Raw genomic sequence first — 24,038 nt, forward strand, 5'->3', positions numbered from 1 at the left:
ACTTGTCCAGTGCAGCGGGCCAGGCATGCCTATGATCCGGGGGCAATCCCGTAACACCACGCCCCCACACCACACGCATGGCAACCCGTCAATCCAAGTGGACCGACCAGATCCATTCCCCCATCAGCGTACTGAACCATGCCCAGGGCCTGCACCTGGAGCGCTTTACCAGCGACGACCTCGATGAGATAGCAGGCTGCGACGACGTGGTGGAGCTGTCGCTGCGCAGCAGCAAGATGGCCGAGCCTGTGGACCTGGCCCGCCTGGCCCACATCACCAGCCTGCGCAAGCTGAGCCTGGACAGGCTGAAGTTCACCAACCTTGCGGCACTGCGGGTGTTGCCCCATCTGCAGCCCGGTCCACTGAAACCGAGAAATCGGCTGTGCGCCGGGGTGGCCGCGGGATGCAGCGCAAGGCGCGGGCTGCGGCCAAGGCTGGCCGCCTTGGCAAAGCCCGCAACGCCGCGATGCACCTGCTGCCACCCCGGCCCGCAGGGTGAGGGTCTGGCAGGGCCGCACTCGTCGTTGCCGTGCTCGCCGGGTGTGCAACCCGGCTGCGCCCGGCGCCTAGATTGCGGCCCTGCCAGACCCTCACGCACAGCCGATTTCTCGGTTTCAGTGGACCAGTCATCGAGAACTGCATGTTCTCGGACTTCGATGCGCTCAACGGATTCAAGGCGCTCAAATACCTGTTCTTGTGGCACAACAAGCTGGCGGCGTTTCCGGCGGGGCTGGACCTGCCGCAGCTCGCCAGCCTGTACCCTGTCGGACAACCGCATCCCGGACCTGGGCTTTGCGCGCAGCTACCCTACCCTTGCCAACCTGCATGCCGACAACAACCAGATCACCGACCTGTCGCCGCTGGCCACATGCCCCGGCCTGACCGAGCTGCACGTGAACGACAACCCGGTGGCCAGCCTGGCGCCGCCGGCGGGCATGCGGTTCTCACGGTTCTACGCCGATGCGCGGCACAACGAGGAAAAGGGGGCCCTGCAACTGCTGCTGCCCGAGCTGCCGCACGTGCAAGACGCCGAGCAGGTCGAGAGATGGCGCGTGGCCGACCTGATGCGCGCGCACGACTGGGCCCAGCTCTACGCCATCACCGATCTGGCGCTGCTGGGCGAGGCGTTCGCGAGCCTGGTGCACGGGCACTACGACGAAGACACGCTGCGCGGCGTGCTGGTCCACCCGGCGCCAGGCGCCTTCGACGCCATGGTTGCCCAGGGGCTCAGCCCGCACTACGCCACCGAGGCCGAGCTGATGGTGAACGTGCTGAGCGGCTATGGCGAGCGGCTGATTCCCGTGCTGACCCAATGCTTTCACACGGCGCTGGCGCGGCCCTGGGACCGGGGCAATGACTTCAGCGCCGGCAAGATGAAGCTGGAGCACGCGATGGTCATGCGCATTCTGGTCAAGGTCGCAAGCCCCGCCCATACCAACCTGTTCCTCGCCTACTTCAACGAGCGCGAGAGGTTCTCCGAGATGCATTTGTACTACTACAAAAAGCTGCTCGACGTGGTGGGCAAGACCCAGGCGCCGCAGCTGGTGGAGCCGCTCATCGACCTGCTGCGCCTGGACAAGCACATCATCGGCGGCGATGCCGCCTTCATGAAGAAGATCTTCAAGGCCATAGCCCAGCTGGGCGGCAAGGCCGATGCGGCTGTGCTGGCCAGCCGGTTCAACGCCGCAGCCGAAGCCCGACCGGATGTGCAGCAGGCTTACGAAGCTACGCTGGCGCGCTTGGAGAAGAAGAAAGCCTGAGGCGTTCGGCTCGGCAATTGCCGAGCGCGTTGGTAAACGCACGAACGCTCCTCTGAGCAACCAGCCCTGTTGAAACTATGCCGCCGCCCATCAACGAACCCCGCTGATGGACCTGCCCACCCTTCCACCCACCCGCCTACTTACCGCACATGAATGAAGACTTGAGCCAGGCGCTTGCCGAACAACTGCGGGCTGCCACGAACGATGTAGATGTATTCCTGGCGCTGGAGGCACTTTCCTGCACGGCCCCCGCAGTGGCCTGCGAGGCCATCGCGGCGTTCATCAGGTCGGCGCCGGCACGCCACTTGCCCCTGGCCCACAAAGCACTGCTGGTACTGGCCGACCGCGCACCCGCCATGCTGGTAGAGGCCACACTGGACGAGCATGCAGCCGTGGCCGATGCGGCCAGGCAGGCACTGCTGAGCCGGCCGTCCAATGGTGCCCTGCCCTTGTACCTGCGCATGGCCAAATCCAAGAGCGTTGACGAGGCCGGCGCAGGGCTGATGTTCCTGGGGCGAATTTCTTCGCCAGAGGTGCGCGCGCCCTTGCTCAAGGCACTGGGCCACCGCAGCGCCAGTGTGCGTGCGTATGCAGCGGACTCCATCCGCCGCCACGCTGACGACCGCTGGATCGCAGAGCTGCTCGAAGCCATCGGCAAGATGCGCCGTGAAGAGACCGACAAGAAGAAGGACTTTGGCGATGTCATCGTCACGCTGTGCAGCACGGTGGTCGATAAATCCACCAAGGCCAACCTTGACCTGCTGATCCAGGGGCTGGGCGACGCCGACGCCCGGGTGCGCAAGACCTGCATCAGCGCCCTGGGGCGCCTGGGCGACCAAGCCGCCGTGGTGCCGCTGATCGACACGTTTGAACACCCGCGCCGCGGCATGCCGCTGGAGCTGCGGATGGAACTGGTCAAGGTGCTGGGCCAGTTGGGCGACGCCCGTGCCATTGCGCCGCTGCTGCGGGCCGGGGTGGCCCTTGCCGCACCGGCACTGGGCCCGCTGAACGCGCAGGAGGCCGTGCCCGAGCTGATGGCCGCGCTGGAGCAGGCCAGGACACCGCGCGATGCCGGCGAACTGGCCGAGGTGCTGGCCCAGCTGGACGGGCCCGGCGAGCAGCAGTGGCCGCGCGCAGGGTTGCATTCGGCTTCGCTGCAGGTTCGCCGCGCTGCCGCGTTGCAACTAGTGCACACGGCTCCCGAAGAAGCAGCGCAGCACCTGCGCGGAATGCTGGCCCAACTGCCCAGCGGCGATGCCGTCAGCGTGGCGAAGGCGCTGGCCGCGCTGGGCCATGCGGAGGGTTTTGAGGGCTTTGCGCAGGCACTGGCAGACGACCCTCTCCACTGGAACGCCAGCGCCGTTGCCTGCGCCTGCGAAGGCCTGCGTGGGCCTCAGGTGCAGGCCTTGCTGCTGGGCTTGCTGCCCGGCATCCGCAACGAATACGTCCACACTGTCTGCAAGGCACTGATCGCACAGGGCGCCCAGGCACTGCCCGCGCTGATCAGCGAGGCGCAGGCGGCCAGCAACGACGTGCAGCACCGCTACGTGCTGGCGCTTTCCGAGTTCCGCGACCCCCAGGGAGCCAGGTTGCTGGCACCCTTACTGGTGCGCAGCAACCCACTGCGCGACGGCGCCATGCTGTCCCTGGCTACCACGCCCAGCCCTGAGGCCAGCGCCGCACTGTCCGCAGCACTGCAGCAGGCCGAAACGCCTGCCGATGCGCAGCTGATCCTGGAGACCCTGGCCAGCGCAGCCACGCGCGAGGCCATACCCGATCTGCTGCGAGGACTGCAGGCCAATGCCGCCACCGACGAGATACTCGATGCCCTGGGCCGCCTGGCCGATCCAGCCGCAGTGCCTGCGCTGGTGGAGCAACTGGCCAGCCCCGACGCACGCCGCCGCCACGGCGCCGCCACCGCGCTGGCGCAGATCGCAGACCCTGCGGCAGGCCAGCCACTGTACGAGCTGCTGCTGCAGGAAACCCACCTGGAGGTGGCCCAGGCCGCCCTGACCGCCTGGCTGGCCCTGGGCACGACGGGCGACGATGATGGCAGCAGTGCGCACAACGGTCTGGGTGTACCGGGCACGCGGGCGTTCGTGCTGGCCAGTGTGGCGCGGCTGGGCGAGAAAAAACTCTGACGCACGCAGCTCCCAACAACCCATCAACCACGAAAAATGCTGTTCAATTTTTGGGGCATCGCGGCAGTGGACACCACACCGGCGGGCCTGGAGTTCGTGAGCGAAGAGTCACGCGTCATGCTGACCGAAGGGAACAGCACCCCCTTGCTCAAACCGCCTGTCGACGAGTACCTGAAGTTCAGCATCGGCGGCAACCGGGTCGTGGGCAGCTTCCGCAAGGAAGGGGACCACAACCGCATCACCCACGCCCAGGGTGAATGGTTGTCCCCGCACAGCTTCCTGGGCGGCCAGCTCTCGTATGCATTCTTCAATGAGGAGCAGGACGACGGGCAAGACCTGTATGTGGCGCGCCGCTGGGATGGCGAGCTGATCTTTCAGATGCCGTATTACTACGCCGAGCGCTACCTCGCCCCGACCGCCATCGCCCTGGGCAACCAACAGCAATGGGCCGTGTACGACCTGGCGGGAACGAAATTGGAGGAGATCACCGGCGTCGACCGATCCGAGCGGCGCTGGCGGCCCCGCTTCACCGATGATCTGTTTTTCTTTCGCACCACCGAGGAGCCGATCTACCAGGTTTACGACGTGGCGCAGCGCGCATTCGCAGGCTCCATCAGCGTGGTGGATGGGCTGGTAGGGGTGCTCGCGCTGCCGAGCGGTGGCACGCTGCTGGTGGACGCCGAAGGGGTGAAGCTGCTGGGCGCAAGTGCAGGCAGTGCATTGCGGACGGTGCACCGCTTCGATCAGCCGCTGGACGCCGATGGCAACGACTTTCTCGGCTGGCATGATGGCACGCGCGCCTGCATGGCTTTCACCGGGTGGCTGCAGCCGCAGGTGCTGCTGGCCATCCCGCTGAGCGGCGTGGGGCACGCAGGGCCAGTGCCAGTGCAGGCCGAGGAGCTGCGCTGGGACACACCATGGGAGATCACCAACCAATGCGGCCTGGTGGATGGCCTCAATTACCTCACACTGCGACGCAAGGACCTGCTCGCCGAAAGCGCCCTGCTGATGTGGCGCCCCGACGAGCCGCTGACCCACGCGCTGCTGGAGCCCCACCTGAGCCCCGTGGTGCGCGTGACCCAGCCCCCTTCCGCCAAGAAGGGCAAGCACGGCTACCGCATAGAGATCGAAGACGCCTCTTCGACCAACCGCGCAGTGCGCTCGGCCGCATTCGAGCTGGGCCGCTTGCTGAGCGAATCGTGCAGCGGCCCCTACAACACGGCACAGGTGATACAAGACCGCCAATTCGACGGGCAGTTTTACATCGACATCACCTGCGCCGCTGAACCCGATGAACTGGAGCGGGGGTACCTGGCAGACTACATCCAATACTTCAGGCACTGGGGCGGCCTGTCGCCTGCGGGCAGCAGGGCCGCTCTTAAGGACCCGGTCATCACCTGGAACATCGGCGTGCCGTGAGCATTTGCTTTGAGGCAGGTATTACGGCCACGAGCCATCAGCCCGGCAGCCCCTTGTGCGGAGCGTTAAAGTCAGACGCTTATGCCCTTGCCCGATTCGACAACCGCTTTGCGCACCTTCACGAGTGCCCAGGCCGAAACCGCTGATCCCAACCCCAATGCCGCGCAGCCCGAAGGGGTGAAGCCAGGCAGCGATCACAGCCACAGGCTGCTGCTGGGACTGAGCCTGATCCTCATTGCCTGCAACCTGCGGCCGGTGTTTGGCAGCCTGTCTGTGGTGTTGCCCGAAATCATGCGCGACACCGGCCTGTCGGCCGTCGGTGCCAGCATGCTGACCACCTTGCCCATCGTGTGCCTCGGGCTGTTTTCTGCACCCACGCCCGCCCTGGCACGCCGGTTCGGGCCAGAGCGGGTGCTGCTGCTGGCCCTGCTGCTCATCACCGTGGGCACCCTGCTGCGCGCTGCGGGCACGCTGGGGCCGCTGTTTGCGTCGTCGGTGCTGGCAGGGGCCGGCATCGCCATGGGCAATGTGCTGCTGCCGGGTCTGGTCAAGCGCAGCTTTGCCAGCCACACCGCCCTGATGACCGGCCTGTACACGCTGGCGATCTGCGCAGGCGCCGCATCGGCCACAGCCTTGACCGTGCCGCTGATGGTGGGTGCATTCGATGGGCACTGGGCCTGGGCCCTGGCGTTCTGGGCGCTGCCCGCCGTGCTGGTGCTGCTGCTCTGGGCGCCGCAGGCATGGCACACCCGTGCCCAGCCCCTCGACGGGGCGGCTGGGGGCGGCGCACTCTGGCGCGATCGCCTGGCCTGGCAAGTGACTGCCTTCATGGGGCTGCAATCGGCCCTGGCCTTCATCGTGATGGGCTGGCTGTCGCCGCTGTTGCGAGAGCGCGGCATCGGCAGTGCGGACGCAGGCTACATCGTGGCGGTGTCGATACTGACCCAACTGGTCACCTGCCTGCTGGTGCCCTCGTTCGCCGCACGCTGCCGCGACCAGCGCGCGCTGGCCGTCGGCATGAGTGCGTTGATCCTGGTCGCCTTTCTGGGCTTGATGGTCGGCCCGCTGGGTGGCCGCTGGCTCTGGGCCGTGCTGCTCGGGTGCGGCCAGGGCGGTGCCTTTGCGCTGGCCCTGAGCCTGATCGTGATGCGCAGCGGCAATGCCCAGGTCACGGCCCAGCTGTCGGCCATGGCACAAGGCTGGGGCTACCTGCTGGCAGCCGGCGGCCCCCTGCTGGTGGGTGTGCTGCGCGAATGGACCGGCGGCTATGCGGCCAATACCTGGCTGGTGGGGGCGCTTGCAGTGGCGATGGCATGGAGCGGTTGGGGGGCCGGGCGGCGCATGGTGGTTCAGGCGAAAAAGTGACGGCCACCAGATGCTCTCGGCGCTCCACCGGGCAGCGCAGGCGGTTTGCGTCGGCGGTGGGTGGCGTCAGCCCTTGGCTCCTTGCGCCATGGCGATGGCAGGCTGGCGGGCCAGTTCGATGAAGGCGCGCACGTAGTCGATGGCGGTGTCTGCCTCGCGTGCCCCCAGAAAAATTTGCTTGGCGATGCCGCGCACGCCCAGCCGCACCGGCACCACGTCCATCCGGGCCGCGTACTCCTCGACCAGCCAACGCGGCAGGGCTGCCACGCCGCGGCCGCTGGCCACCATCTGCAGCATGATGTCGGTGGTTTCGATGGCCTTGTGGCGCTTGGGCGTGACACCGGCCGGCAACAGGAACTGGTTGTAGATGTCCAGCCGCTCCACGTCCACGGGGTAGCTGATCAGCACCTCCTGGGTCAGCTGCTGGGGCTTTACATAGGCCGCCGAAGCCAGCGCGTGGCCTTTGGCCACGACCAGCACCTGCTCGTAGTCGAACACGGGCTCGAACTTCAGCCCTGGCTTGAACAGCGGGTCGGGCGTGACCAAGAGGTCGATCTCGTAGCCGAAGAGCGCGCCGATGCCGCCGAACTGGAATTTCTGCTTGACGTCCACATCCACGTCTGGCCACGCCGCCAGATAGGGTGACACCACCTTGAGCAGCCACTGGTAGCACGGGTGGCATTCCATGCCGATGCGCAGTGCACCGCGCTCGCCCTGCGCGAACTGGCCCAGGCGCTCTTCGGCCAGGTCCAGTTGCGGCAGCACGCGGTTGGCCACGGCCAGCAGGTACTGGCCGGCCTGCGTCAGGCGCAGGCTTCGGCCTTCGCGCAGCCAGATGTCGGTGCCCAGCTGCTGCTCCAGCTTCTTCATGCTGTGGCTCAGGGCCGATTGGGTCAGGTTCAGCACGCCCGCAGCGGCTGTGAGCGATCCTTGTCTTTCGACCTGCTGAACGATGCTGAGGTGGATGCGCTCAAGCATTTACATGAATCTCGCTCATGGATTGTTGAAATAAAACCATTTTACTTCATTGGTGTGCGCCAATATCATCCGCCCACATCGTTCGTTTGCCTGCTTGGCGGCAACGCGCAGAACCATCCTGATGAAAGCACAAATGACACGTCCCTTGCGTCTCGTCGCAGTCTCCGGCGGGCTGCAACGCCCCTCCAGGTCGGCAGCCCTGGCAGAGCACCTGCTGGAGCTGATTGCCGACGAACTGCCGTGCGAGCAGCACCTGGTCGAACTGGGCCAGCTCGCACCGCGGCTTGCCGGAGCGGTCTGGCGTGCGAACCTGCCCGACACGGTGGAGCGCGAGCTTGCAGCGGTCGAGCAAGCCGACGTGCTGGTGGTGGCAACCCCGGTCTTTCGCGGCGCGTACACGGGGCTGTTCAAGCACTTCTTCGACTTCATTGATCAGGACGCCTTGACCGACAAGCCCGTGTTGCTGGCGGCCACCGGTGGCAGCGAGCGCCATGCCCTGGTGATCGACCACCAGTTGCGGCCGCTGTTCAGCTTCTTTCAGGCGCGCACCTTGCCGCTGGGTGTCTACGCGACCGACGCGGATTTCGCCGACTACCGCCTGCAGAACAAGGCCGTCATCGAGCGGGCCAGGCTGGCCGTGCAACGGGCACTGCCGCTGGTCGAACTGGCGCGCCACGCCAGGCCCGCTGTGGCCGAGGAAGTGCTTGCGGCCTGACGCAGGAATCGTCTTTTCTCTCAAAAAACAGATCATCGCCATGAACACAGACCCCAGCTTTCACCTCAAGAGCATCTTCTTCGATGAGAACTACCACCCATCGGAGAGCACGCGCATCACCACCAACTTCGCCAACCTGGCCCGTGGAATGAGCCGGCGGCAGAACCTGCGCAACACGCTGAGGATGATCGACAACCGCTTCAACGACCTGGCGCATTGGGACAATCCGGCGGGAGACCGCTATGGGGTCGAACTCGAGATCATCTCCGTCGAGATGGACATGGGCGCCCAGGGCAGCACGGGTGCATTTCCGTTGATCGAGATACTGAAGACCTGCATCCTCGACAAGAAGACGAACAGGCGCATCGATGGCATCGTGGGGAACAATTTCTCATCCTACGTGCGCGACTACGACTTCAGCGTATTGCTGCCGGGGTACAACGCCGATCGGGCAGAGTTCAGCACGCCCGACGATTTTGGCGACCTGCATGGAAAGCTGTTCAAGCAATTCGTCAGCTCAAGCACCTACCAAGAGCGCTTCAACAAGCCGCCTGTGATCTGCATCAGCGCCTCGACCAGCAAGACCTACGAGCGGACCGGCAACCAGCACCCTGTGCTGGGTGTGGAGTACCAACAGAGTGAACCGTCCCCGACCGACCGGTACTTCGCAAAAATGGGGTTGCAGGTCCGCTTTTTCATGCCCGCCAATGGCGTTGCGCCATTGGCCTTCTACTTCTACGGCGACCTGCTGGGCGACTACACCAACCTTGAGCTGATCGGCACCATCAGCACCATGGAGACCTTCCAGAAGATCTATCGCCCCGAAATCTACAACGCCAATTGCGCCGCAGGGAAACTGTATCAGCCGAGCCTGAAGAACCAGGACTACTCGTTGACGCAGATTGTCTATGACCGGGAAGAGCGCAGCCAGCTGGCGGTGCAGCAGGGGCAGTTTGCGCAGGAGCACTTCATCAAGCCCTACAAGAACGTCCTTGAACAATGGGTTGCCGATGTCGCGCTCTGACCCGCCCGACAAGCGCTTTTGCGGCGGCATCTCGCCTGCCGCCATGCCCCTACAACACACCATCCGTGGCTGTTCGCGTAAAACGACCCCGAAGTGATTAAGCTTGCCACCCCATCTCTGCTTTAAAGGAATCCTCAGATGTTTGAAACCTCCATCGCCGGCAGCCTGCCCAAGCCCGCCTGGCTGGCTGAAACCAACAAGCTCTGGCCTCAGTGGATGGCCGAAGGCGATGCGCTTCGCCAGGCCAAGGCCGATGCGACCTTGCTGTGGATCAAGGCCCAGGAAGACGCCGGCCTGGACATCGTGGGCGACGGTGAGCAATCACGACAGCACTTCGTGCACGGCTTTCTCGAGCAGGTCGAGGGCATCGACTTCGAGCACAAGGTGAAGATGGGCATCCGCGACAACCGCTATGACGCGATGGTGCCGCAGGTGGTTTCGGCCCTGCGCCTGAAGGGCCGCGTGCATGCGTTCGAGGCACAACTGGCGCGCGCGCACACCAAGAAGAAGCTGAAGTTCACCCTGCCCGGCCCGATGACCATCGTCGACACCGTGGCGGACCGCTTCTACGGCGACAAGGTCAAGATGGCCTTTGCCTTCGCCGAGCTGCTCAACCAGGAGGCCCTGGCGCTGCAGGCCGACGGCGTGGACATCATCCAGTTCGACGAGCCCGCCTTCAATGTCTACATGAAGGACGCCGCCGACTGGGGCGTGCAGGCGCTCGAGCGCGCGGCGCAGGGCCTGACCTGTACCACCGCGGTGCACATCTGCTACGGCTACGGCATCAAGGCCAATACGGACTGGAAGAGCACTCTGGGCGACGAATGGCGCCAGTATGAGACGGTGTTCCCCGCGCTGGCCAGGAGCAGCATCGACCAGGTGAGCCTGGAATGCATCCACTCGCATGTGCCGCCCGACCTGATGAAGCTGCTGGCCGGCAAGGACGTGATGGTCGGCGTGATCGATGTGGCCAGCGACGTGATCGAGACACCCGAGGAAGTGGCCGACACCATCGGCCGGGCGCTGGAGTTCGTGCCCAAGGAGCGGCTGTTCCCTTGCACCAATTGCGGCCTGGCCCCCATGGCCCGGGACGTGGCCTGGCGCAAGCTGCAAGCGCTGGCCGAAGGCACCAGGCTGGCAAGGGAACGCTTCGCCACGGCGTGATTGACGCCTCCGCACGGCCGTGCGTTGCGCCCCGCGTTTAGGCGACCGCCCTGCGGCATGGCAAGCGGCGCAAGCCGCCGTGCGCCGCCAGGGGCCGGCGCCGGTGTGGGACATCTGCGTGCGCGGCGAACCACGCCCAGGCCAGCCCATGCCAGGGCGGGGCCTGATCGGTTGCGTTCGGCTGTGCTGCTGCGGTGGCGCTCTTGGTACCGCCTGCTTGGGCGGTGCGTTCATGGATTCGATGTGATGAACACTTGCTTCGATGGGAACTGGAGCGCGTGCCATCCGGGCATCTTGGGCGCCCTTGGTTGACATCATCTCGGCCAGGGTGGCCAGTTCGGACTGCGCGCAGTCCACTGCTGCGATGACAGGGATCGGCCGAAGCTGTGTGAAAACGCGCGTTGCGCCCTCGGTTTGACGATCCGCTCAGAAATGGACTGCTCAGATCGCCCTACGACGCACGATCTCGATACGAGCAAGGGGTGAAGTACCCCTGCAAGTCGCCTAACGACGTTTCCCACAGCCACGGGCCGAGGCCCTTCAGCGCACAGCCAACCTCCGTTAAAAGCAGCTCCAGCACCCGGCTCGCGGACCTTCCACTGCTGCATCGGTGCAAGCCAATACCAGGCTGAAGTTCCTTACGCGCGTCGGCTGGCGAACAGGTCGGCTGGCGTTCTACCGGCCACGTTGGTGGCGCTGTCGTCGGCGCCGTGCTGGCGCAGCAACTCGATCACCTTGGGGTTCTCATCCAGCGCAAACCAGAGCGGGCCGTCTTCGGACACCCAGGTCTGGCCGCTGCAGTAGTGCAGGGCCGTGTTGCCGTAGGCATCCACCGCGTGCACGTCGGCCCCGGCGGCGATCAGGTACTGCACCACCGCCAGGTCGTCCGCCAGCGCGGCGGCCATGAGGGGAGTGGCCATGCGGCCCACGGTGCCCTGCATGTCCTGGATGCGGCTGGCCGCGCGGGCGTTCACGTCGCAGCCCAGGTCTTGCACCAGGTAGCGCACCATGGCCAGCTTGGTCGGCATGGCGCTGTAGGCCACGCAGGCGTGCAGCAGCAGGCCAGGGCCCATCAGGTGGGCGTAGCCCTGGGCGAGCTTGCGCACCATGTTCACCGACAGGCTCTGCACCGCGCCCTGCAGTGCACCCGCGTTGACGGTTGCGCCGTGGGCAAGCAGCTGGTCCACAAAATCCACGCTGCCCGACTCGGCGGCCAAGCCCAACGCATCGGTGCCGTCCCGGTTGCGCGCGGCCATGTCCGGCTGGCGCTGCAGCACGGTCTGCAGGTTGTGCGCCTGCACCGCCAGCTCTGCTGCGGCGTCGGCTTTTGCTTCGCGGCCTTCATCGCTGTCGTCTTCCATCTGCGCATCGGCGTGCTGCGAAATGGCCCAGCGGTAGCTTTCGCACGCCGCCAGCAAAGGCGTTTTGCCGTTGTAGTTGTCGCGAAAGTCCACGCTGCCTTCGCGGGCGATGAGAGCGTCGAGTTCAGCCAAGCCAATCATGCGGTGCCTCATCTCGCGGATGAAGTCGTCGGCCTCTTGGCTGACCTCCTGGTGTTCGTCGTCATCCTCCACATCGATGCCCGCTTCATGAAACGCGACCTTGGTGCCGTGGGCCATGGAGCCCGGAGTCTCTTCGTGCGCCAGATCTTCGATGAAATCCCAGTAGTAGGCCGAGAGGTCCACCGATTCGCCGCCCTCGAAGGGCACGAGCAGCAGGTCGCCACCATCCACATCGCATTGCATGCCCAGCAGTTCGAACGCCCGCGCCAGGTAGCGGGTGCGGGCGAACTCCTCGGGGTTCTTCAGATAGTCTGCAATCACCATGTGTTTTGGACACCCGCGCTGCAGGTTCTGCAAGGCGGCGGCCTGATCGGCCTGGCGGATACGGAAGGTGCCGGGTTGAATGAACGAAGAAGCGTCTTGCATGAAGTCTGTGGGTCTGTCTGTTGTCTTGATGGGTGTGGTGCCCACGGTGCATGGTCGGCCAAGGTGGGATGCCTTCGAGCGGCTAACAAAACTCAGTGAAGCGGTTCTGGCTAGGCGCTGCGTCGCAGGCAGTACGAGCAGTACGACAAGACGCTGCAACGACGCCAGAAGAGTTTTGTTAGCCGCTCTTAGCGCGATGATAGATGGTGCCTCTCGTGCCGCACTGGACGAATTGTCCAGTGGCGCATGCCCATGGGCCCCATGCGGTCTGGGCAGCAGCGCGACCGGAGGCCGTGATGCCCGGGTGCGGCCAGGGCGGTGGCTTTGCACTGGCCCTGAGCCTGATCGTGATGCGCAGCGGCAATGCGCAGGTCACGGCCCAATTGTCGGCCACGGCCAGAGTTCAGCTATTCATTCATTTATCGCCGCGCCGAGTGCGCCAATGCCGTTGGCTCCACGGTTGGGCCGCAATCTTGCCAGCAGTGGCTCCATTGCTTTGGCGACAGACAGCAAATGCCAGTCCTCAAAGCGGCGGCCGACCAACTGAAGGCCGACGGGCAATCCTTGTGCGGTCTGAGATGCGGGTATGGAGACCACGGGGCCCTCTGTGACACTGAACAATGTCGTGTAGGACTGCGTGACGTTGTAGTACGGCACAGCCTTGCCATCCACTGACAGCGGCTCATCGTACACATTGAAAATTCCGAATGTCCGGCTGTGCTTGTGGTGCGCAAAAGCGGGCACCGGCGAGACTGGGACGATCCATGCGTCATAGCCAATGAGGAATCGCTCCATTGCATTGGTTTGCTGCGCCTGCTCTGTCAGCGCTCGCATGTAGCTTTCAACGGAGATCGGGTCGAGGATCCTGCGCTGGTGGGGGATATCTTTTACCGATTTTCCTGCAAACAGGCGCCCGATGCGGCGTGCAAGGTTCGAGCGCTCATAGCCGCCTTGCATCCCTACAAGTGCCCCCCAGGTTTCCCAGGTGCGTTGGTACGAAAAGCCTTGGGGTTCGGCCTTTTCGACAATTGCGCCTGCTGCGCGCAGCGCGTCCACCACCTGTTCAATGGCCTTCTTGACGTCCACACCGACAGGCATTCCCCCCAACTCGACCGCATAGGCAATCTTCAGACCTGTCAACGCTACCGGTTGGGCGGATCGAGGATGCAGCGGAGCGACCGTTGCGTCTTCGGGCGAGGTTCGCGCCAACACCGACAAGGCCAGTTCGAGATCCTCGACACTATTGGCCAAAGGCCCCAACACAGCCATGGTCCTGATGCCGTCCACCTCGTCGGGCTTGGGTGGGATATGGCCAAGCATCGACACAACACCAAGGGTTGGCCGCAAGCCCCAGACACCGGTGTAAGCGGCGGGAAGGCGGATCGAGCCCGCCAAGTCGGAGCCGAAGGAAAGAGGCGACATGTGCGAGGCGACCGCGGCAGCGCACCCACCGCTGCTACCGCCTGTGGTCAGTTTCACATTCCAGGGGTTGTTGGTGGTTCCAAACAGGGTGTTGGTCGTCTGCATATCCATCGCCAGCGTTGCGGCATTGGTTTTGGCCAGGACAATGGCCCCCGCCTGGCGCAAAAGAGCCACCGCAACGGCGTCATTTTCGGGAACGTAGTTGGCCAGATCAGATGAGCCGGCAGTCGTGCGCAGCCCGCGTGTTGCATAGGTATCCTTCACCGTCACGGGAACTCCATGCAACGGGCCCCAGATCTCACCGCGCCCCAACGCCTGGTCCGCAGCCTGTGCACGTTCCATTGCGGCGTTCAGATCCAGCACGACGATAGCGTTGAAATCTTCGTTGTAACGCGCGATCTGGCTGACAAACGCCCGCACCACCTGAACAGAACTGAGCTCCCGTGCCTGGATCTTGCGTGCCAAGTCAGACGCCGTCAGTGTCACGATCTGTGTGTCCTGCTCAGAAACAGGCCAACTGTCGCTGGAGGGTATTGCGCGATGGGGTCCGGGCATTGAATTGCCCGATGCATTGGGTGTCAGTGCTGCTGTCAGGACGGAAGATCCCGGCAAGGTGTGTTTGAGAGTGTTCACGAAGGAGGTTCATCAGTGCTTGATGGCTCAATCATCAAGATCTAGAATCAATGCGTCTATTGCATATTTCAGATGAACCCATTCAGAATATGAAACTGTCAGGACTGGACCTGGATCTGCTGATTGCACTGGATGCGCTTTTGGACACCGGTTCTGTAAGCGCAGCCGCAGGACGGCTCCATCGGTCCCAACCAGCGGTGAGCAGGATGTTGGGGCGGCTGCGGGAATGCTTTGATGACCCGCTGTTTGTTCCCCATGGGCGAGGACTGGCGCCCACCCCGCGTGCCATCGCGTTGCGTGGGCCGTTGAAATTGAGTTTGAGCGAAGTTCAGCAGTTGTTCAACCCACCGCGTGCGTTCGATCCGTTGCGGGACAAGGCGCATTTCCGCATTGTGAGTTCGGACTACGCAGCGGTCGCGCTGATGGGCTCCATCGTCAGTTGGCTGCACGACCATGCACCCCATGTGCATATTTCTCTGCTCCCTGTTACGGGCAATCCCGAGAACCTGCTTGCCAGTGGCGAGGCCGAAATCATGTTCGGTCCACAAGAGTTCTGTCCTGGGTGGTGTGCGAGTACCCCTTTTATCGAGGACTCCTGGATGTGCGTGCGGCGAAAAGGCGAACCGCTGCCGACCACTTTGAAGGAGTACCTGCAAATGGCGCATGTGGCAGTTCACATCGAACGCGCCTTTGGCAATCAGGTGGATGAAGCATTGCGCAAGCGGGGACGGGCAACGCGCCGGGTACAAGTCACGGTGCCCGATTTTGCGGCAGCTGTTTTTATCACCGCCAACAGCCCGCTGCTGGCCACGTTGCCCAGCCCGGTGGCGCGCGCTGCCTCGAACCTGCTGTCAATGGAGTTGGGTGAAGTGCCACTGCGCGTGCGCGGATCGTCCGTGTCCATGATCTGGCCACGCCGTCTCGAACGCGATCCGCCTCATGTATGGCTGCGCCAAGCTGTCCTTGACAGTGCAGGCTTGTCTTTCCGGGGCTGAGCGCGTCGCTGTTGCATTGACCGGGTGACGCAACTTGTCTGGGTCAGGGCCAGCAATGGGTTTCAGCGCTTTCATTCTCTGTGCCAACGGTCACGCTGAAAACACGCGTAAGACGCTCGATGTTCCGACGTGCTCAAAGATCGACGTCTGGCGGCCCACAGCGCATGATCTCGGTGCGGGCAATGGTTGAGGTATCCCCTCAAGAGGGGGTGAACTATCGAACGACAGCTCCTGGCCGAAACCTGCCATCCATCACTGGATCGCGCAACAGCACCAGAACAGCCCCTCACCCCGACCCATGCAAGCGCGCCGGCGTCGTCGCCGTCCCATGCCGCGCCATGTCGTTCGCACGGTCGATCACATGCCGCACCATGGCCTGGGCCAGGGCTTCTTCGGCGAGGAAGACGGTGCTGCCGTTCTCTTCCTCCAGCAAGCGCGCCTCTTGCTCGCTGTGGCTGCGGATGACGGTTTCGATCATGGGGTTGAGCAGCTTGGCGGTGGCGATCATCTGGCGCACCTTCAAGGTGTCGGGCGTGGCGATGACCAGCATGGCGGCGCGGGCGATGTGGGCCTGGATGAGCACGGCGGGCTCCACCGCGTCGCCGAACACAGCGGCGATGCCCTTGGCGCGCAGGGCTTCGACCAGCTCGCGGTTTTGCTCGGCGACCACGAAGGGCACGTCGTTGGCGGCCAATGCGGCGGCCAGGCGGCGGCCGACCTTGCCGTAGCCCACCAGCACCACCTGGTGCGCGAGGAACTTGGCGTGCGTGGTCATGGGCAGCTCGGCCAGGGGGTCGTCGCGCTCTTCGAGCCGGCGCGCCAGGGCCGAGCGCGTGCGCAGCCAGCCCTGCAGCGGTGCGATGGCGTGGAACAGCATGGGGTTGAGCGCCATGGAGATCAGCGCGCCGGCCAGCACCAGGCTCGTGCCCTCGGCCGGCAGCAGGCCCAGCGACGCGCCCAGGCCCACCAGGATGAACGAGAACTCCCCTATCTGCGCCAGGCTGGCCGAGACGGTGAGCGCGGTGTTGAGCGGGTAGCGGAACGACAGCACCAGGGCTGCGGCCGCGAGGGTCTTGCCGACCATGATGATGGCCACCACGGCCAGCACCTGCAGGGGGCGGTCCCACAGCACGGCGGGGTTGAAGAGCATGCCCACGGAGACGAAGAACAGCACGGCAAAGGCGTCGCGCAGGGGCAAGGATTCCTGCGCGGCGCGGTGGCTGAACTCCGACTCGCGCATCACCATGCCCGCGAAGAAGGCCCCCAGCGCGAACGACACGCCGAACAGCGCGGCCGAGCCGAAGGCGATGCCCACGGCCGCGGCCACCACGCACAGCGTGAACAGCTCGCGCGAGCCGGTGCGGGCCACTTGCCACAGCACCCAGGGAAACACGCGGCGCCCCACCACCAGCATCAGCACCACGAAGCCGCCCACCTGCAGCAGGGTGAGCCCCAGGGTCTTGGCCAGGTCCGAGGCATCTGCACTGGCCCCGTTGCCGCCCAGCACGCCGGCCAGCGGCGGCAGCAGCACGAGCACCAGCACCATGACCAGGTCTTCGACCACCAGCCAGCCGACCGCGATGCGGCCGGTGTACGTCTCGAGGATGCCCAGGGTTTCGAGCGCGCGCAGCAGCACCACTGTGCTGGCCACCGATAGCGACAGGCCGAACACCAGCGCCCCGCCCAGGCCCCAGCCCCACCAGTAAGCCAGGCCCATGCCCATGAGCGTGGCCACCATGATCTGCACCACGGCCCCCGGCACGGCGATCTTGCGCACCGCCAGCAGGTCACCGAGAGAAAAGTGCAGCCCCACGCCGAACATCAGCAGCATCACGCCGATCTCGGCCAGTTGGCTGGCCATGGCCGCATCGGCCACGAAGCCCGGCGTGAACGGCCCGATCACCACCCCGGCCAGCAGGTAGCCCACCAGCGCCGGCAGGCGCAGCCGCGTGGCGACAAACCCCAGCGCCAGCGCCAGCCCGAGCGCGGCTGCGATGGTGTGGATGAGGTTGACGCTGTGGGGCATGGTGGTGAAAGGCGGTGGAAAAAACTGGGCGGGTGCTTGCCTGGAACACGCAGGCAAATAGCGTGCCTTAGTTCACACAAGCGGTCAGCAATCTTATAACCGCAAGCACGCGCGGTGCAAAAATCAAGGGCAATGCTGCGCCCTGAAATTCACCCCATGCTCCCACTGACCACCACCCCCCTGCCCTGCCCCGCCGGGCATGGCGCTAGGAGCGTGCGCGGCAGAAGGCATCGAAGCGAAACGTCCGAAAACCGAGGATCGTTGGGTAGTACCGACAAGCCCAGGGTGGACCCCTGGGCGCCAGAGGTGATACCCGGCGAGACCGGTTTATCGGGCGTTGCAGCCGATGCTCCTTCTGCCGCGCACGCTCCTAGCCCCCTCTCCCGCCACCCTCATGGATTCCTGGCCATGGCCGGTCTCGCGCTGGCGCTGGTGCTGGCATCGCCCGCACCGTCCTGGGCCCAGCAGGCGGCGGCACCGGCAGCCAAGGCTGCGCCCAAGCTCACCCAGAGCTACCATGATCGCGTGGAGGAACTGCAGGACCAGGTGAACGAGGGCAAGCTCGCTGAAATCCGCGCTCGCATCGTCCCCACCACCGAGCGCAAGGTCTTCGACGTGGGCGATGTGAACGACTCGCAGACCTGGTGGCAGTACGAGGACGACACCACCTTCGTCCACATCGAGAACGGCACCGGCCGCACGATCACGGGCCTGGTGCTGGACTTCTGGGTCGACAGCTGCTCCCAAAAGGCGAAGCCCCCCAATACCGTGCATGTTCTGCTCAGAAAGCCCCTGCGCAAGAACGCCCAGGCAGTGGTGGTGGTACCGCCGAGCAAGCTGCTGCACACCAAGAACGAGGTGAGCTGCCTGAGTGTGCGGGGCGGATGGTAGCGCGGCGGATCGGTTAGGGCTTGCGCCCCCAACGGGCTTCGTAGTCGCGCTCCATCTTTTCGCAGGCGCCCGCAACGAACCGCGCCGTCGACGCGTCCAGGGATTTGCGGCCCTGCTCGCTCCAACACAGTTTGATGGCGTCTTGCGCCCGCCAGCGCGCATCGCGGTCCGGGTTGTTCGGCATCAGGGCCCCGATCAGCATGAGGCCCCCGATGGCGATCACCGGGGCGAGCAGGACCCAGCCCCACCAGGGCAACAGCCGCTTCTTGCGGGGCTTGGCGGCTGTCGGCTCTTCTGCAGCCGCCGCAGCGGATGGCGGCGTGCTGCCCGCCACCTTGGCCCGCATATAGGCCGCCTTGGCGCGCTGCTCGTCGCCTTCGGTTTCGGCAAAGCACTTGGCCCACAGCGCCGGATCCCGGTCTGCGGGAGACTCCGCCTCTTTCATGGCCGCAGCCCAGCTGTCTTCCGATCCTTGCATGCACCCTCCTTCAATCAATCATTCAATGCTCTTGCGGATTGGGCAGAGCAGCCCGGCCTGCCGTTTGGCCGATCCAGAGTGCCCGAACGGGTATCATTCGGTACCTGCACAGCTTGGATTCGCGGATCGCCCCGCGGACGCCATCAAAATAGTAGCGCCAAACGCAAGGTTGGCGCTGTCTGCCCGTAGCTCAACTGGATAGAGCAATAGCCTTCTAAGCTATAGGTCGGGGGTTCGAGTCCCTCCGGGCAGGCCACATTCCTCATACGCCCATACTGGCGCCGCGCGCGCAGCCGTCAGCCCGGCAACGCCACCAGGCGCCAGTCGCCTTCGTCCTGCCATGCGACGTCCGCATCGACCTGCAGGGAACATGGCGGCAAGCCCCCGGGCCCCAGCACGCACACCGACAACAGCACTGCATGGCCGCCCCCCGTGGCGCCGTGCCATGCGCTGGCATGCGCCAGAACTTGGCCCTGGCTGGGCAGGCCCGCAGGCTGGCACTCGATGCGCCGGATCGCCGCGAAATCCACGCCTGTCCCCGTGCATTTGAAATAGGCCTCCTTGAGGCTCCAGATCTGCAGGAAGTGGCGCTGGCGTGCAGGGCCATCGTCCAGCGCCTGCAGCTGCGCCAACTCCCCTGGCGTGCAGGCCATGCCGGCCAGGGCGAGCACATCGCGCCGGCTGGCGTGCAGGTCTTTCACCTCCAGGTCGATACCCACCGGGTGCGGGGCCGCCGCGCAGGCAAGCCAGGCGCCGCTGTGCGACAGGGACAAGTGGGTGGCGGCTGCTGCTTCATCGCCATGGTGCTGCGCGTTCAGGTGCGGCGCCCTGCCCTCGGGCGCGTCCAGCCGCCAGTGGTCGGGGGTGGTGCCGCGGGCCATGGCCAGCTGGTGGCGCAGGGCGTAACGGCAGGCGATGAACTCCTGGCGCCGGGCCGGGTGTTGCATGCCGGCCAGCCGGGCCGTTTCACTCTCCGTCAGCCACTCCGGTGCGTTTTGCTGCTGCGCGCGGGCCGCCAAAGGGGCCTGTGCGGCGAGCAGCAGTTGCAGCGCCGGGGTGGTAGTCGTCACTGCCCGAAACGGACGTAGGTGCCCTTGAAGGTCACGCCCGTGAGCATGCTGCCCGCGTGGCATTCGTAGTTGACCGGGTCCTTGTAGACCTTGCCCTTGAAGGTGCTGTGCAGGTCCACCACGGCGTTGGCGCCGCGCTTCTTGGCGAATTCTTCGAGCGAGATCAGCGTGGACAGGGCCACCCAGTGGCAGGCCTCTTCCTTGGTCCGGCCGCCGGAGGATGTCTTGCGGTTGGCGGTTTCTTCACCGATGGCGGTGCCGCCCTCGGGCGTGGGCGCACCCGACAGGTAGAACTTGACGCTGCCGTCGAGCTTCTTGAGCTCCAGGCCCAGTTGCACGGCCTCTTCCAGGGGCAGCAGCAGTACCTTTTCTGCGTGGGCGGCCATGCTTGCGCCAGCCAGTAGGGCCAGTGCAAGGATCGTTTTCTTGATGGTCATGCTTTGCTTCCCTCTTTTCGATCTCTTTGTTTTGATGGATGGATGGATGGCCGGGGCGCGCGCGGGCCCGGGCGGCAAGGCCACCCGGCGGGTGGCTTCACACCTTGGCGAATGTGCCCTTAAGCGTCACGCCGATCACGACCGCGCCGGCATGGCACTGGTAGCTGACCGGGTCCTTGACGGTGGCGCGCTTGTAGTAGCTGTGCAGGTCCACCACCGCGTTGGCGCCCTTTTGTTTGGCCGATTCCTGGAAAGCGATCAGCGCCGACAGCGCCGCCCACTTGCAGCCATAGGCATCGTCCTTGCCCACGCCGTTGGTCTTCTTGTTGGCGATGTCTTCGCCCAGGCGGGCGCTGACCCGGGGCGTTTTGGCGCCCGAGAGGTAGAACTTGACGCTGCCGTCAAGCTTGCCCTGCTCCACGCCCATGCGCACCACCTCGTCCAGGGGCAGTGTCAGAACGGTATTGCGGGCGTGCACCGCGCCCAGGGCCGACAGCGCGGCCAGTGCCACGATCCATTGCTTCATGCGGATTCTCCTGTGGTGCCTCTCCGCGTGGGAGGGGCGGTTTCAAATGGTTGGCTTACCCCGGCGCTGCGCGTCGGGATTCAGGCACCGCCGCTGATGCGCTGCATGAGGTTGCGGATCCAGCGGTTGTAGTTGGGGTGGATCAGGCGACCATTCCCCCCCTCGGCGTAGTTGAGGTTGTAGCTGTTCAGGTAGTCGATCTTGTAGCCGGTGTGGTCGTAGCGCACCACGATGGCGGCCATGTGCTTGCCGTTCTTGTCGTACTGCAGCTCCAGCGTGCCCGGGGTTTCGCGTGCCACGGCCCAGCCCAGCGACTGGCCAGCCAGGATGATGCGTTCGCGCACCTGCGCCTCGCTGGGCACGTAGGCGCTCGAGAAGACGACCCGCGGTGCATCGACGAGTGCTTCGGCGCGCGCATGGGCCGCGCCGCTGTGCAAGGCCAGTGCCAGCACGGCACCGATGGCCAGGGCGCTGCCCCGGGCGAAGGATTTCTCGATTCCCATTGCTTACTCCCTCCAACGTTTGAATATCAAGGATGTGTTGATGCCGCCGAACGCAAAATTGTTGCTCATCACCACGTCGGTATCGAGCTGTCGCGCCTGGCCCATGATGAAGTCCACCGCGCCACAGCGCGGGTCGGGCTCGGTGAGGTTGGCGTTCTGTGCGAACCAGCCCTCGCGCATCATCTCCAGTGTCATCCAGGCCTCCAGCGCGCCGCAGGCGCCCAGGGTGTGGCCCATGTAGCCCTTGAGGGTGCTCACGGGCACCGCGCCACCAAACACCGCGTGCGTGGCGGTGGTTTCGGCGATGTCGCCCTGGTCCGTGGCCGTGCCGTGGGCGTTGATGTAGCCGATGGCCTCGGGCGCCAGGCCGGCATCGGCCAATGCCATGCGCATGGCCTGGGCCATGGTGACCGGGTTGGGGTGGGTGACGTGGGTGCCGTCGGAATTGGTGGCAAAGCCGACGATCTCGCCCAGGATCTGTGCGCCGCGCGCCTGGGCATGTTCGAGCTCTTCGAGCACGAAGGTGCAGGCGCCCTCGCCCAGCACCAATCCGTCGCGGTGGGCGTCGAAGGGCCGGGGCGTAAGCTCGGGCGTGCCGTTCTTGGTGCTGGTGGCGAACAGGGTGTCGAACACCGCCGCCTGGGTGGCGTCGAGCTCTTCGGCGCCACCGGCCAGCATGGCCAGTTGCTTGCCGCTCTGGATGGCCTCGTAGGCATAGCCCAGGCCCTGGCTGCCCGAGGTGCAGGCGCTGGAGGTGGTGATGACGCGGCCCGTGGCGCCGAAGAACACGCCCATGTTCACCGGGGCGGTGTGCGACATCATCTTGATGTAGGTGTTGGCGTTGATGCCCTCGGTGCTCTTCTCGGCCATCATGCGGCCGAAGTCGCCGATGGCGGCCGGCGTGCCGGCCGAGGAGCCGTAGGAGACGCCCATGTGCCCGCTCTTGACGAAGGGGTCGCCCAGCAGGCCGGCGTTCTCCAGCGCGATCTCGGTGGCACGGGTGGCCATGAGCGCCACGCGGCCCATGCTGCGCATGGTCTTGCGGTTGTAGTGCGCGGGCAGCTCGAAGGGCGCCACGGTGCAGCCCAGCTGGGTGCTCAGGCCCTCGTAGCCTTCCCACTCGTGCATCACGCGGATCACGTTGCGGCCACTGAGCAACTGGGTGCGCACCGTGGCCCAGTCGTTGCCCAGCGGGCTCAGGGCGCCGATGCCGGTGACGACCACGCGCTTCTTGCCTGTTGTTGTTGAAGTGCTCATCCGACCATCCCTCCATTGACCGAGATCACCTGGCGCGTGATGTACGAGGCCTCGGGGCCCAGCAGGAAGGCGACCACGCCGGCCACCTCGTCCACCGTGCCCATGCGGCGCATGGGAATCATCGCCAGCGCGTGCTCCAGCACCTCTTCGCTGACCATTTCGGTGTCGATCAGGCCCGGGGCCACACAGTTGACAGTGATGTCGCGCTTGGCCAGCTCGATGGCCAGCGACTTGGTGGCGGCGATCACGCCAGCCTTGGCCGCGCTGTAGTTGGCCTGGCCCCGGTTGCCCATGAGCGCCGAAACCGATGCCAGCGTGACGATGCGCCCGGGCTTGCGCCGGCGCACCATGGGCATCACCAGCGGATGCAGCACGTTGTAGAAGGCGTCGAGGTTGGTGTGCACCACGCGGTCCCACTCCTCGCCGGTCATGGCGGGGAAGGCGTTGTCCATGGCGATGCCGGCATTGCAGACCACGCCGTAGTAGGCACCATGGGCTTCGATGTCTGCCTCCAGCGCGGCGGCGCAGGCGTCGCGGTCGGCCACGTCGAACTGCAGCACACGCGCACTGCGGCCCAGGGCCTGTATCTCGGCCACGGCGCTGTGTGCCTGGTCCATGCCGCTCCTGCAGTGCACCACGATGTCATGGCCGCCACGCGCCAGGCGCAGCGCGATGGCGCGGCCTATGCCCCGGCTGGAGCCCGTCACCAACACGGTGGTGGCAGCAGTGGGCGCTGGTGGTGTGGTTGTCTTCGTCAACTCGTTCATTCTCGGTATCGATGGCCTGTTGTCTGTGTGGAGGTGGGCTTGCCTTGGGCCTGGCGGGCCCGGTCACTGGCCCGTGGCGGGCGATGGTGGAATATAGGCGTTCCCGTCGACCGGCTCAAAGACGGAAATGCGCGCGGTTGCCAACTCTTTCGCACCATCGGCTTCGATCCGGCAGTCGAACATGCTCAGGCCGTTGTCGCCCAGCAGCTCGCAGCGCACGCTGACGGTGAGGCGGGTACCGGGCGAAAAAAAGGGCTGCGCGGTCTCGTACCGGCGCGAGCCGAGCAGAAAACCGATCTGTACCGCCCTGCCCTTTTGCAGCGCACGCCAGCCGGCCCAGGCCGCCACCGTCTGCGCCATGTACTCGATGCCCACCCACGAGGGCATGCCGGCGTCGTGCATGAAAAGCCCGTCGCGCGGCACCGTGACCTCGGCAACGGCGCTCTCTTCGTCGGCGGCCAGCAGGCGGTCCAGCAGCAGCATGGCGCTGCGGTGGGGCACGTAGTTCTCTATGGGTAGAAGTTCACTGCTCATCGGCT

At 65.2% G+C, this 24,038-nt stretch carries 21 protein-coding genes and 1 tRNA gene; 10 read left to right on the forward strand and 12 right to left on the reverse strand.

Going from position 1 to position 24,038, the window contains the following annotated elements:
* Positions 1-77 precede the first annotated feature (77 nt).
* From ACSQ9E_RS14940 to ACSQ9E_RS14955, 4 genes are all read left to right on the forward strand, one after another.
* On the forward strand, positions 78-1,760 hold the full coding sequence (locus ACSQ9E_RS14940; RefSeq protein WP_436218299.1) for a leucine-rich repeat domain-containing protein: 1,683 nt from the start codon (positions 78-80) through the stop codon (positions 1,758-1,760).
* 149 nt (positions 1,761-1,909) lie between these two features.
* Positions 1,910-3,901 (forward strand): HEAT repeat domain-containing protein, encoded by a 1,992-nt coding sequence (locus tag ACSQ9E_RS14945; protein ID WP_436218300.1) that lies wholly within the window; start codon positions 1,910-1,912, stop codon positions 3,899-3,901.
* Positions 3,902-3,937: 36 nt separating this feature from the next.
* Positions 3,938-5,320 (forward strand): hypothetical protein, encoded by a 1,383-nt coding sequence (locus tag ACSQ9E_RS14950; RefSeq protein WP_436178054.1) that lies wholly within the window; start codon positions 3,938-3,940, stop codon positions 5,318-5,320.
* 108 nt (positions 5,321-5,428) lie between these two features.
* Positions 5,429-6,685, forward strand: coding sequence for a CynX/NimT family MFS transporter (locus ACSQ9E_RS14955; RefSeq protein WP_436218301.1), 1,257 nt, complete (start codon positions 5,429-5,431; stop codon positions 6,683-6,685).
* Positions 6,686-6,751: 66 nt separating this feature from the next.
* On the opposite strand, the gene ACSQ9E_RS14960 is transcribed toward ACSQ9E_RS14955, so the two are convergent.
* Complete coding sequence (locus ACSQ9E_RS14960; protein ID WP_436218302.1) at positions 6,752-7,663, reverse strand: LysR family transcriptional regulator; 912 nt, start codon at positions 7,661-7,663, stop codon at positions 6,752-6,754.
* A gap of 133 nt (positions 7,664-7,796) precedes the next feature.
* Here ACSQ9E_RS14960 and msuE point away from each other — a divergent pair, with 133 nt between their 5' ends.
* The 3 genes from msuE to ACSQ9E_RS14975 all read left to right on the forward strand — a co-directional run bounded on the left by msuE (position 7,797) and on the right by ACSQ9E_RS14975 (position 10,566).
* Positions 7,797-8,378: an FMN reductase gene (gene msuE, locus ACSQ9E_RS14965; protein WP_436218303.1), complete on the forward strand. Its 582-nt coding sequence runs from the start codon at positions 7,797-7,799 to the stop codon at positions 8,376-8,378.
* Positions 8,379-8,418: 40 nt separating this feature from the next.
* Positions 8,419-9,402, forward strand: a complete 984-nt coding sequence (locus tag ACSQ9E_RS14970) for a DUF1852 domain-containing protein (RefSeq protein ID WP_436218304.1) — start codon at positions 8,419-8,421, stop codon at positions 9,400-9,402.
* 138 nt (positions 9,403-9,540) lie between these two features.
* A complete protein-coding gene (locus ACSQ9E_RS14975; protein WP_057266193.1) occupies positions 9,541-10,566 on the forward strand; it encodes a methionine synthase in 1,026 nt (341 codons plus the stop codon).
* A gap of 638 nt (positions 10,567-11,204) precedes the next feature.
* Here ACSQ9E_RS14975 and ACSQ9E_RS14980 read toward each other — a convergent pair.
* Entirely contained in the window at positions 11,205-12,494 is a 1,290-nt protein-coding gene (locus ACSQ9E_RS14980) for an ankyrin repeat domain-containing protein (RefSeq protein ID WP_436218305.1), read from the reverse strand.
* Positions 12,495-12,905: 411 nt separating this feature from the next.
* On the reverse strand, positions 12,906-14,549 hold the full coding sequence (locus ACSQ9E_RS14985) for an amidase (protein WP_436218306.1): 1,644 nt from the start codon (positions 14,547-14,549) through the stop codon (positions 12,906-12,908).
* 50 nt (positions 14,550-14,599) lie between these two features.
* Between ACSQ9E_RS14985 and ACSQ9E_RS14990 the strand changes: the two genes are divergently transcribed.
* Positions 14,600-15,544: a LysR family transcriptional regulator gene (locus ACSQ9E_RS14990; protein ID WP_082608171.1), complete on the forward strand. Its 945-nt coding sequence runs from the start codon at positions 14,600-14,602 to the stop codon at positions 15,542-15,544.
* A gap of 286 nt (positions 15,545-15,830) precedes the next feature.
* Here ACSQ9E_RS14990 and ybaL read toward each other — a convergent pair whose 3' ends face one another.
* On the reverse strand, positions 15,831-17,570 hold the full coding sequence (gene ybaL, locus ACSQ9E_RS14995; RefSeq protein ID WP_057203358.1) for a YbaL family putative K(+) efflux transporter: 1,740 nt from the start codon (positions 17,568-17,570) through the stop codon (positions 15,831-15,833).
* A gap of 408 nt (positions 17,571-17,978) precedes the next feature.
* Between ybaL and ACSQ9E_RS15000 the strand changes: the two genes are divergently transcribed.
* Positions 17,979-18,461, forward strand: a complete 483-nt coding sequence (locus ACSQ9E_RS15000) for a hypothetical protein (protein WP_436218307.1) — start codon at positions 17,979-17,981, stop codon at positions 18,459-18,461.
* 13 nt (positions 18,462-18,474) lie between these two features.
* On the opposite strand, the gene ACSQ9E_RS15005 is transcribed toward ACSQ9E_RS15000, so the two are convergent.
* Positions 18,475-18,939, reverse strand: a complete 465-nt coding sequence (locus tag ACSQ9E_RS15005; protein ID WP_436218308.1) for a hypothetical protein — start codon at positions 18,937-18,939, stop codon at positions 18,475-18,477.
* A 179-nt stretch (positions 18,940-19,118) separates the two neighbouring features.
* Between ACSQ9E_RS15005 and ACSQ9E_RS15010 the strand changes: the two genes are divergently transcribed.
* A tRNA-Arg gene (locus ACSQ9E_RS15010) sits at positions 19,119-19,195 on the forward strand.
* A 40-nt stretch (positions 19,196-19,235) separates the two neighbouring features.
* On the opposite strand, the gene ACSQ9E_RS15015 is transcribed toward ACSQ9E_RS15010, so the two are convergent.
* The 7 genes from ACSQ9E_RS15015 to ACSQ9E_RS15045 all read right to left on the reverse strand — a co-directional run bounded on the left by ACSQ9E_RS15015 (position 19,236) and on the right by ACSQ9E_RS15045 (position 24,033).
* The gene (locus tag ACSQ9E_RS15015; protein ID WP_436218309.1) at positions 19,236-20,009 is read right to left on the reverse strand and encodes a 4'-phosphopantetheinyl transferase family protein; all 774 of its coding nucleotides are present in this window, start codon (positions 20,007-20,009) and stop codon (positions 19,236-19,238) included.
* Positions 20,006-20,446 carry a hypothetical protein gene (locus ACSQ9E_RS15020; protein ID WP_057268211.1) on the reverse strand — a complete coding sequence of 147 codons (441 nt, stop codon included), beginning with the start codon at positions 20,444-20,446 and terminating at the stop codon, positions 20,006-20,008. Before ACSQ9E_RS15020 ends, ACSQ9E_RS15015 begins: the two co-directional genes overlap by 4 nt.
* Positions 20,447-20,543: 97 nt before the next feature.
* On the reverse strand, positions 20,544-20,972 hold the full coding sequence (locus ACSQ9E_RS15025; RefSeq protein WP_057268212.1) for a hypothetical protein: 429 nt from the start codon (positions 20,970-20,972) through the stop codon (positions 20,544-20,546).
* Positions 20,973-21,052: 80 nt separating this feature from the next.
* Positions 21,053-21,475, reverse strand: a complete 423-nt coding sequence (locus ACSQ9E_RS15030; RefSeq protein ID WP_436218310.1) for a hypothetical protein — start codon at positions 21,473-21,475, stop codon at positions 21,053-21,055.
* A 3-nt stretch (positions 21,476-21,478) separates the two neighbouring features.
* On the reverse strand, positions 21,479-22,732 hold the full coding sequence (locus ACSQ9E_RS15035) for a beta-ketoacyl-ACP synthase (protein WP_436218311.1): 1,254 nt from the start codon (positions 22,730-22,732) through the stop codon (positions 21,479-21,481).
* Positions 22,729-23,499 (reverse strand): 3-ketoacyl-ACP reductase FabG2, encoded by a 771-nt coding sequence (locus tag ACSQ9E_RS15040; RefSeq protein ID WP_436218312.1) that lies wholly within the window; start codon positions 23,497-23,499, stop codon positions 22,729-22,731. The genes ACSQ9E_RS15035 and ACSQ9E_RS15040 overlap by 4 nt, the downstream gene beginning before the upstream one ends.
* A gap of 63 nt (positions 23,500-23,562) precedes the next feature.
* Positions 23,563-24,033 carry an ApeP family dehydratase gene (locus tag ACSQ9E_RS15045; RefSeq protein ID WP_436218313.1) on the reverse strand — a complete coding sequence of 157 codons (471 nt, stop codon included), beginning with the start codon at positions 24,031-24,033 and terminating at the stop codon, positions 23,563-23,565.
* Between the last annotated feature and the right edge of the window lie 5 nt (positions 24,034-24,038).

The sequence above is a fragment of the Acidovorax sp. LjRoot118 genome (genome assembly GCF_964253575.1).
GTDB lineage: Bacteria > Pseudomonadota > Gammaproteobacteria > Burkholderiales > Burkholderiaceae_C > Acidovorax.

Coding starts and splice junctions, on each gene's coding strand:
- ACSQ9E_RS15005 (WP_436218308.1), bottom strand. CDS start 18,939: ATGCAAGGATCGGAAGACAGCTGGGCTGCGGCCATGAAAGAGGCGGAG.
- ACSQ9E_RS14950 (WP_436178054.1), top strand. CDS start 3,938: ATGCTGTTCAATTTTTGGGGCATCGCGGCAGTGGACACCACACCGGCG.
- ACSQ9E_RS14975 (WP_057266193.1), top strand. CDS start 9,541: ATGTTTGAAACCTCCATCGCCGGCAGCCTGCCCAAGCCCGCCTGGCTG.
- ACSQ9E_RS14940 (WP_436218299.1), top strand. CDS start 78: ATGGCAACCCGTCAATCCAAGTGGACCGACCAGATCCATTCCCCCATC.
- ACSQ9E_RS15000 (WP_436218307.1), top strand. CDS start 17,979: ATGGCCGGTCTCGCGCTGGCGCTGGTGCTGGCATCGCCCGCACCGTCC.
- ACSQ9E_RS15045 (WP_436218313.1), bottom strand. CDS start 24,033: ATGAGCAGTGAACTTCTACCCATAGAGAACTACGTGCCCCACCGCAGC.
- ACSQ9E_RS15035 (WP_436218311.1), bottom strand. CDS start 22,732: ATGAGCACTTCAACAACAACAGGCAAGAAGCGCGTGGTCGTCACCGGC.
- ACSQ9E_RS14945 (WP_436218300.1), top strand. CDS start 1,910: ATGAATGAAGACTTGAGCCAGGCGCTTGCCGAACAACTGCGGGCTGCC.
- ACSQ9E_RS14990 (WP_082608171.1), top strand. CDS start 14,600: ATGCGTCTATTGCATATTTCAGATGAACCCATTCAGAATATGAAACTG.
- ACSQ9E_RS15020 (WP_057268211.1), bottom strand. CDS start 20,446: ATGACCATCAAGAAAACGATCCTTGCACTGGCCCTACTGGCTGGCGCA.
- ACSQ9E_RS14980 (WP_436218305.1), bottom strand. CDS start 12,494: ATGCAAGACGCTTCTTCGTTCATTCAACCCGGCACCTTCCGTATCCGC.
- ACSQ9E_RS15025 (WP_057268212.1), bottom strand. CDS start 20,972: ATGAAGCAATGGATCGTGGCACTGGCCGCGCTGTCGGCCCTGGGCGCG.
- ybaL (WP_057203358.1), bottom strand. CDS start 17,570: ATGCCCCACAGCGTCAACCTCATCCACACCATCGCAGCCGCGCTCGGG.
- ACSQ9E_RS15040 (WP_436218312.1), bottom strand. CDS start 23,499: ATGAACGAGTTGACGAAGACAACCACACCACCAGCGCCCACTGCTGCC.
- ACSQ9E_RS15030 (WP_436218310.1), bottom strand. CDS start 21,475: ATGGGAATCGAGAAATCCTTCGCCCGGGGCAGCGCCCTGGCCATCGGT.
- ACSQ9E_RS14970 (WP_436218304.1), top strand. CDS start 8,419: ATGAACACAGACCCCAGCTTTCACCTCAAGAGCATCTTCTTCGATGAG.
- ACSQ9E_RS14960 (WP_436218302.1), bottom strand. CDS start 7,663: ATGCTTGAGCGCATCCACCTCAGCATCGTTCAGCAGGTCGAAAGACAA.
- msuE (WP_436218303.1), top strand. CDS start 7,797: ATGACACGTCCCTTGCGTCTCGTCGCAGTCTCCGGCGGGCTGCAACGC.